This window comes from Microvirga tunisiensis (genome assembly GCF_009296175.1).
Lineage (GTDB): Bacteria > Pseudomonadota > Alphaproteobacteria > Rhizobiales > Beijerinckiaceae > Microvirga > Microvirga tunisiensis.
In genome coordinates, this window is the sequence record NZ_VOSK01000285.1 from 1 (window position 1) to 7919 (window position 7919).

Genomic DNA, 7919 nt, shown 5'->3' on the forward strand with positions numbered 1-7919 from the left:
TCAGTCTGGGCGACCCGATGGTGCTGTTGCAGAGCCCGATCTCGGCAACGCTGCTTGGCATCGCGGTGATCGCCCTGATCCTGCCCTTCTTCCTGAAAGGCCTGGGACGCTTCAAGGCGGTCGAGGATTGATTCGAATTTTGTGGAGAACGCTCATGATCCCATTAAGAACCGTAGCAGCCACGCTTGCCACTTGGACCATGCTTAGCCTCGCCGGAGCACAAACGGCACCAGCGCCTTCCGAGCCGGCCGCGCCCAAAGACGTCAGGATGACTTGGTTTGGTATCTCAAACTACCATTACCAGATTGGTGACGTTGGTGTGCTGATCGACGGTGCCGTCTCGCTCCGTCCGGTTCTTGGCAAGCAGACAACGAACGAGCAGCTTGTCGACAAGGTGCATGAGTCCCTGACGAAACGCGGCACCATAAACGTGATGCTGGTTGGCCACCATCACTTCGACCACTCCCTCGATACGCCATACTGGGCCAAGAAGACCGGCGCCAAGGTATACGCTCCGGCCGAGGCGTGCATGGAAGCGGCCGCCGGTGGCGTGCCGGTAGAGCAATGCGTCCCGATTCATGGTGGCGAGGTGATCAAGCTCTCCCCGCATGTGACGGTGCGCGTCGTACGCTGGAACCATAGCATCAGCAGTGGTTGCAAGCTGACAGCCAATCAGGACTTCAAGACCTATGGTTTCCTGTTCACGGTTCAAACGCCGGAGAAGCAGCTCGCATGGTACATGAGCGATAGCGGCGCCGGATCGGAGCTTCTCAAGGAGTACGTCGACGACGGCGTGAACCGTGGCGCTCCAGCCGTGAACCTCATGAAAGCCGTGCGTGACGCAGGGCTAACAGGCTTCGACATATGGCAGGGTGGACCCGAGACGCGGGTAGTGAGTCAAGCGCGCATCGTGATCCCGCAATTCCAGCCGAAATACGTCATGCCGCATCACTTCGGTTTTCGGGGTGGCTACGATTTTCTCGGCGGCCTTCACTACACGTACAAGTCTGGTCCCAAGCTGGAGGAACTGCTGCGCAGCTTCAACATCCCTCAAGTCGTTCCGGACAATTATCTGGATGCGTGGGTTTACGATAAGGATGGCCTGAGGCCAGTGGAGAATGCAGATGCAAAGGCCGTGGTTGGGCTTCCATCGTCGGGGCCGGGCCCCAAACCACAGGGCGTTAACCCGCGGCAGGATGAAATGGAATGTCCTGGGGACTGACGAAGTCCTCGGGATTGGTTCCTGATCCCTGAAAGACGCCGGCTCAGGTTGTGACGGCCTCTTTCAGTAGTGCATGGATCATGTGGCTCCGAGGTGAGCTTCTAGGCCAGAGCACGCCAAGGTCGCGAACGGGCGCTTCGCCCGGGAGAGGCAGTTTGGCGACCTTGATGCCCTCCGGCCAAGGCTTGGACCACTCGGGCACCAGCGAAACGCCGAGTCCCTGATCGACGAGGACAGCGATAGCCTCGAGGGAGTCGAGTTCGAGCCGCTCCCGTGGCTGGATCCGCATCCGGCTGAGATAGTTGTCTGCCAGTTGTCCGGACCAGAGGGTGCGGTCGTACCGAATGAAGGGCTTGGTTCTCAAGAGCTCATGCGGGTCGGACCCCGCCAATGCCATCGGTGCGAGCACGATGTAATGCTCGCGCCTGATGCTCTCCCATCCGAATGTCTTGGGAAGTTCGAACTGCGGCTCGAAGACCAACGCCACATCGAGATCAGAGTTGGTGAGCCTCCGGTAAAGGTCGGCGGAACTGCCCTTCGCAACGGATATGTCCACATCCGGATACTTCTGGGCGAACGCGAGCAGGATGCGGCAGAGGATCCCCGACACCGCACTGACTGCCTCTCCCAACCGCAGTTCTCCGCTCAGGGTTTCCTCGTGGCCGATCATCTTGAGGTCCCGCAGTTCATGCAGGAAGCCCTTTGCGCGGGCGGCGAGGGTCAGTCCGGCAGCAGTGGGCTTGACCGTCCGTCCGGACCGCATGACGAGCGGGAAGCCGATCTCGTTCTCCAACGCGCGAATGCGCAGGCCGAGAGCGGCCGGGGTCAGGTTCAATTGACGGGCAGCCTCGGCAAGAGAACTGCTCTCCACCACGACGAGGTAGCTTTCCAGGAAACGCGTATCCATCGTAAAGGAAACCTACTGTCTGAACTTAGTTTTACTGTTCTTCCGCACTTGGCGCCGACTGGTCATAGTGCATCCCGTCCGGTCCTGACAGGACTAGCCGAGCCGTTGCGGGACACCAGACGCAACCCGTGTCTTTGTCAAGCTTCCTCGCACCACGAATGTGGCGGCCAGGAGCGTTCGAGGGGCCTTGGCACCCCCACAATTGGCGATCGCAGCGGCCTGACCGTCGAAGCTGACGCGGATCAAACCGTGTTGGCCGGTATTCTGAAGCATCAAGCGCGCTTGAGCGGGCCAGCAGAAGCCCAGCCAAACGTCGAGAGGAAACAAACCATGGTTAAGACAGTACCCGATTCAGCCCACGCGCTGCGGCAAGTGTCCCGCAAGAGGACCGTTGGCGGCCTGCGCAAGCTTGCCCAGTGCCTCCTGTCCGTGGGTGTGCTGGCCTTCGCGGGCTCCGCTTACGCCCAGGAGTGGAAGCCGACGAAGCCGATCCGGCTGGTCGTGCCCTATGGGCCCGGCGGAAGTTCCGACATTATCGCTCGGGTCATGGCCGCGGAAATGTCGAAGGGCTTGGGCCAGCAGGTCGTCGTCGAGAACAAGGCCGGTGCCTCTGGCGTGATCGCGATGCAGGATGTCGCAGGGGCGGCTCCCGATGGGCATACGATGGTGCTGGGGCACGTCGGCACGCTTGCCGTCAACCCGACGATGCTGCCGAAGATCCCCTACGACAGCGACAGGGATTTCGCGCCGGTGACCCTGCTTGCCAAGGTACCTGTGATCTTTGTTGTCAATTCCGATGTTCCTGCCAAGGACCTCAAGGAATTTGTTGCTCTGGCGAAATCCAAGCCAGGCGAGTTGAACTATGGCTCCGCCGGCAACGGGAGTGCGGGACACCTCGCCTTCGAGCAGCTCAAGCTCGCCACGCAGATCGACGTGACCCATATCCCCTATAAGGGAACCGGAGCGCAGATGACGGATCTCCTCGCCGGACGCACGGAAGCCGCGTCGGCAGGATTGCCGCCCTTTCTGCCGCACCTGAAATCCGGCAAGCTTCGCGCCTTGGCAGTCGGTACGTCCGAGCGGATCCCGCTGCTGCCGGATCTCCCCACCGTCGCTGAGCTGGGCTACCCCGGGTTCGAAAGTTCCCAGTGGTTCGGCCTGCTGGTGCCGGCCAAGACCCCCGAGGCGGCGATCAAGAGGTTGAATGAAGAGGCCGTGAAGGCACTCGCGTCGACGAGCGTCCGCGAGCGGCTCCTAGAGGACGCCAGCATTCCGGTCGGGTCGAGCCCTTCCGAATTCGCCACCTTCATCGGCAGCGAGCGTGCTCGCTGGGGCGAGATCGTCCGCAAGGCCGACCTGAAGGCTGAATAGCTCTCTCGCAGGCCACCATCAAACTTGCCGTCATCCCCTTGGTTCCCGCCTGCTCGGCCGGTGCATTCGATGCTCCAGCCGAGCAGGCGGGCAAGAACCCGGGCCGGCCGAGTGCGCCTGCCTTTCCCCGAATCCTTGAAGAGTTGAACCGATGGATAATGCACTGAACGCACCCTCATTGACCGAGGCAGCCCTTGCGCAACTCGCCACGGACGCCTTGCGTGGTCTGGGCCTCAGCCAGAGGGATGCTGCGGATGCAAGCAGGATCCTGGTGCTCGCGGACCTGTTCGGCGTCACGACTCATGGCGTCAGCCGGATTGAGTCGTACGGCGAGCGGCTCGAGATCGGTGGGATCAAGCCGCAGCCGAGCATCCAACTCGAAAAGGTGGCGCCGACGATCACCCGGGTCGACGGCGACAACGGCGTGGGACCGCTCGTGGGATATCGTGCGCTTGAGGCCGCCATGGAAGCCGCCCGCACGCATGGCGTCGGCATCGCCTTCGCACGCGGGAGCAACCACTTCGGTCCGGTTGCACCCTACAACTTCATCGCCGCCGAAGCCGGCTTCGCAAGCATCATTGGCAGCAACGCGACCACCACGATCGCGCCCTGGGGTGGGAAGGATGCCCGTCTCGGCAACAGCCCGGTCGGCTTCGGCGTGCCAAACCCGGGCGGTGATCCGATCATCCTCGATATGGCCATCAGTGTCGCGGCGCGTGCGAAGATCCGCAATGCTGCCAAGAGAGGCGAGTCGATCCCATCGACCTGGGCGACGGACAAGGACGGGAAACCGACGACGGATCCCAAGGCTGCCCTGGATGGCTTCCTCCTGCCCATCGGAGGGCACAAGGGCTACGGCCTGGCCTTGATCGTCGACCTGTTCGCCGGCGTTCTCTCCGGTGCCGCTTACCTGACCCACGTCAAGTCCTGGGTCGATGCCCCGGACGAGCCGCAGGACCTTGGCCACTTCTTTTTCGTGATCGATACCCGCACGCTGGGCTCGACGGAGTGGCTCGCAGGGCGCATGAATGATTTCACCGAGATCCTGCACTCCACGCCCGCCGCCGATCCCGCCTCTCCAGTGCTCGTCCCCGGGGAGATCGAGATGCAAAAGCTCGCGCGACAGCGGCGGGACGGGATCACGGTCGATCCGGAGATCCTGTCGCGGCTGCAAGCCTACGCCGCCCGTGCCGCGTGACGGGGAGCGGGCAGGATCTGATCGGCACAAGGTCGCCGCAGCCCGCTCCGCGACTGCTCTCCGCCAGGCATGAGACCAACGGCAAGGCCCGGAAGACCCGCTGAGGGCCTATAGGCCTTGCCGTATGGCGCAATCGAGGATGGAAACGCCAAATGTTACGAATTCGGAATCCGAAGGACTTCTGGGCCGGCGCGGTCTACACGCTGTTCGGGCTTGCCGCGGTCGTCATTGGGAGTGGCTATTCGTTCGGCACCGGTACCCGCATGGGACCAGGCTACTTCCCGACGGTCCTGGGGAGCCTCCTGACGGCTTTCGGTCTCCTGGCGATCGGCCGCTCCTTTCTGCGGGACGGCGGGCCCGTGGGAGCAATTGCCTGGAAGCCCCTCCTGCTCGTCGTCGGGAGCACCATCGCATTCGGGCTGCTGCTCAACCGCGCTGGCCTCGCGATCGCGCTTCTAGCCCTCATTCTCGTGAGTGCGCTTGCCAGTCAGCATTTCCGGTTCGGATGGCGGGCATCTCTCGCATTGGCCGGACTGATCGCCTTCTGCGTCATCGTGTTTGTGAAGCTGTTGGGAGTGCCGCTGCCTCTCGTCGGCACTTGGTTCGAGATGTGAGGAAACCATGGACATTCTCGCCAACCTCGGCCTTGGCCTGGAGACGGCCTTCAGCCTCAGCAACCTCTTCTATTGCTTCGTCGGCGTCTTTCTCGGGACCGCCATCGGTGTCCTGCCCGGACTCGGGCCGGTCGCCACGATCGCGATCCTGCTCCCGATCACCTTCGGACTGCCACCGGTCGCCGCGCTGATCATGCTGTCGGGCATCTACTACGGCGCCCAGTATGGGGGGTCGACGACCGCGATCCTGGTCAACCTGCCGGGCGAGTCGGCCTCGGTCGTGACAGCGCTCGACGGCTACCAGATGGCCCGTCAGGGCAAGGCCGGCCGGGCGCTTGCAACGGCGGCTATCGGCTCGTTCTTCGCCGGCACGGTCGCAACCGTACTTCTTGCCCTGTTCGCTCCGCCGTTGGCCGACCTAGCATTGGAATTCGGCCCGCCCGAATACTTCTCGCTCATGGTCCTTGGCCTCGTGGCCTCAATCGTGCTCGCGCACGGATCACTGCTTCATGCCCTCGGCATGATCGTGCTGGGGCTGCTGCTCGGGTTGATAGGGACGGACGTCAATTCCGGGACAACCCGATACACCTTCGATGTCCCTCACCTGGCCGACGGCATTCAATTCGTGGTCGTCGCCATGGGCATGTTCGGCTTGGGCGAGATCGTCGGCAATCTCGAGGATGAAGGCACGCGTTCGGTGCTGGTCAAGCGCGTCACCGGCCTCATGCCCACGCGCGAGGACTGGAAGCGGATCACCGCGCCCATCCTGCGCGGTACGGTGCTCGGGTCCGTGCTCGGGATCCTTCCCGGAGGCGGCGCGATGCTGGCATCGTTCGCCTCGTATGCCCTCGAGAAGCGGGTGTCCAAACATCCCGAACAATTCGGCAAGGGAGCCATCGAGGGGGTGGCCGGCCCAGAGTCCGCCAACAATGCCGGCGCCCAAACCTCCTTCATTCCGATGCTGACCCTCGGCATTCCGTCCAATCCCGTCATGGCCCTCATGATCGGTGCGCTGATCATCCAGGGCATTCAACCGGGTCCGGCAGTGATGGCGGAGCAGCCGGCGCTGTTCTGGGGCCTGATCGTCTCCATGTGGATCGGCAACCTTCTCCTGCTGGTCCTCAACCTACCGCTGATCGGTCTCTGGGTACGGATGATCGCCATCCCCTACCACTTCCTGTATCCGGCCATTCTCGTCTTCTGTGCCATCGGCGTGTTCAGCCTCAACAACTCGACGCTCGACGTGTACCTGATGGCGGCCTTCGGCTTCCTCGGATACATCTTCCGCAAGCTCGACTGCGAACCGGCGCCCATGCTGCTGGGCTTCATCCTCGGACCGATGATGGAAGAGTATCTCCGTCGCACGCTGCTGCTTTCACGAGGAGATCCGACCGTTCTCCTCACACAGCCAATCAGCGCCGCAATGCTGCTTGTAGCGGCCGCCTTGCTCGCTCTGGTACTTGCACCAGTGGTCCGCAACACCCGTGAAGTCGCTTTTCAGGAGGAGGGATAGATGCAAGTGGAGAAGCAGGGTGCGCGTGAGGCGCTGGCTCCGACCGGACAACTCCGGGCCGCCATTGCAGTCGGCAGCGCTAGTTCGGCCGTTTGGGCAACCCGGGATGCGCAATCAGGTAAGCCGCGCGGCGTTACCGTGGGCATCGCGGAGGAAGTGGCGGCCCGGATCGGGGCTCCCCTGGCGCTGATCGAGTTCGCGAGTTCCGGAAAGATCATCGAGGCGGCGGATGCTGGCCAATGGGATATCGGCTTTGCTCCGGTCGATGCCGAAAGGAAGAAGGTCGTTGACTTCGGCCCGAATTACTTCCTGGGCGAAAGCACCTACATGGTCCCGGATGGAAGCCTGATCGCAACCATCGAGGACGTGGATCAGGAAGGCGTCCGGGTCGTTGGCGTCGAGGATACCGCCACCATTCGCAGCAGCCGCAAGACCTTGACGAGAACGACAGCCGCCGGCGTCGCTGAGCTGGACAGGGCCTTGGCCATGTTCCGCAGCGGCGAGGTTGATGCGCTCGCCCTCGGAAGAGAGTCGCTGCAAAGTATCCTGTCCCAGTTCCCTGGTGCCAGAATGCTGGATGGGCACTTCCATGCGGCCGGGGTGGCCGTTGCTGTTCCGAAAGGAAATGTCCGCGCGCTGGACGCAGTCAGCCACCTCTTGGAGGAGATGAAACGTGATGGCACATTGCGACGCATCTTCGACACTCACGACATGACCAACGCAGCGGTCGCACCCCTCGGCTCACACTCATAGCACCGGAAGACAAGCACGGCTCAATGGCTTTCGGTCAGTTGAGATGCGGGGAGCTGCGCCCGTCTTGCTGCTCCTGCGGCGCGGGAAGCGAGTTGCACGATGGAACCTCGCCGTTGCGGATGTGCTTCAGAAAGAGGTGCGGGACAGACCGTTCTCGGAGGTCGGGTGACGCGCGACGGGTGTAGCTCGGTTCCTCCCTACGCCCGGCCGCAACAAAGGCTTCGTCCCGGATATCTCATGAACCCGACCCAAGCCCCAGTTTCCCTCGTGTCGCTGTTTCTCGTGTTCTTCCGCGTGGGGCTCTTCAGCTTCGGCGGCGGTCTCTCGGGCTGGATCTACCG

At 62.7% G+C, this 7919-nt stretch carries 7 protein-coding genes; 6 read left to right on the forward strand and 1 reads right to left on the reverse strand.

Features of this window, described 5'->3' with window-relative positions:
* Window positions 1-154: 154 nt before the first annotated feature.
* Window positions 155-1222, forward strand: coding sequence for an MBL fold metallo-hydrolase (locus tag FS320_RS33865; RefSeq protein WP_210252229.1), 1068 nt, complete (start codon window positions 155-157; stop codon window positions 1220-1222).
* Between the two features lie 43 nt (window positions 1223-1265).
* Here FS320_RS33865 and FS320_RS33870 read toward each other — a convergent pair whose 3' ends face one another.
* The gene (locus FS320_RS33870; RefSeq protein ID WP_152716792.1) at window positions 1266-2129 is read right to left on the reverse strand and encodes a LysR family transcriptional regulator; all 864 of its coding nucleotides are present in this window, start codon (window positions 2127-2129) and stop codon (window positions 1266-1268) included.
* A gap of 330 nt (window positions 2130-2459) precedes the next feature.
* On the opposite strand from FS320_RS33870, the gene FS320_RS33875 reads away from it, so the two are divergent.
* The 5 genes from FS320_RS33875 (at window position 2460) to FS320_RS33895 (ending at window position 7578) form a co-directional block, all read left to right on the forward strand.
* Window positions 2460-3500, forward strand: a complete 1041-nt coding sequence (locus FS320_RS33875; protein WP_152716793.1) for a Bug family tripartite tricarboxylate transporter substrate binding protein — start codon at window positions 2460-2462, stop codon at window positions 3498-3500.
* Window positions 3501-3651: 151 nt separating this feature from the next.
* The gene (locus FS320_RS33880; RefSeq protein ID WP_152716794.1) at window positions 3652-4698 is read left to right on the forward strand and encodes an Ldh family oxidoreductase; all 1047 of its coding nucleotides are present in this window, start codon (window positions 3652-3654) and stop codon (window positions 4696-4698) included.
* A gap of 152 nt (window positions 4699-4850) precedes the next feature.
* Window positions 4851-5312, forward strand: a complete 462-nt coding sequence (locus FS320_RS33885) for a tripartite tricarboxylate transporter TctB family protein (RefSeq protein WP_152716795.1) — start codon at window positions 4851-4853, stop codon at window positions 5310-5312.
* A gap of 7 nt (window positions 5313-5319) precedes the next feature.
* Entirely contained in the window at window positions 5320-6825 is a 1506-nt protein-coding gene (locus FS320_RS33890; protein WP_152716796.1) for a tripartite tricarboxylate transporter permease, read from the forward strand.
* The gene (locus tag FS320_RS33895; RefSeq protein ID WP_152716797.1) at window positions 6826-7578 is read left to right on the forward strand and encodes a transporter substrate-binding domain-containing protein; all 753 of its coding nucleotides are present in this window, start codon (window positions 6826-6828) and stop codon (window positions 7576-7578) included.
* Window positions 7579-7919: the final 341 nt, after the last annotated feature.

Excerpts from the sequence above, each read along its gene's own strand:
- FS320_RS33865 (WP_210252229.1), top strand. The coding sequence starts at position 155 with ATGATCCCATTAAGAACCGTAGCAGCCACGCTTGCCACTTGGACCATG.
- FS320_RS33875 (WP_152716793.1), top strand. The coding sequence starts at position 2,460 with ATGGTTAAGACAGTACCCGATTCAGCCCACGCGCTGCGGCAAGTGTCC.
- FS320_RS33895 (WP_152716797.1), top strand. The coding sequence starts at position 6,826 with ATGCAAGTGGAGAAGCAGGGTGCGCGTGAGGCGCTGGCTCCGACCGGA.
- FS320_RS33890 (WP_152716796.1), top strand. The coding sequence starts at position 5,320 with ATGGACATTCTCGCCAACCTCGGCCTTGGCCTGGAGACGGCCTTCAGC.
- FS320_RS33880 (WP_152716794.1), top strand. The coding sequence starts at position 3,652 with ATGGATAATGCACTGAACGCACCCTCATTGACCGAGGCAGCCCTTGCG.
- FS320_RS33885 (WP_152716795.1), top strand. The coding sequence starts at position 4,851 with ATGTTACGAATTCGGAATCCGAAGGACTTCTGGGCCGGCGCGGTCTAC.
- FS320_RS33870 (WP_152716792.1), bottom strand. The coding sequence starts at position 2,129 with ATGGATACGCGTTTCCTGGAAAGCTACCTCGTCGTGGTGGAGAGCAGT.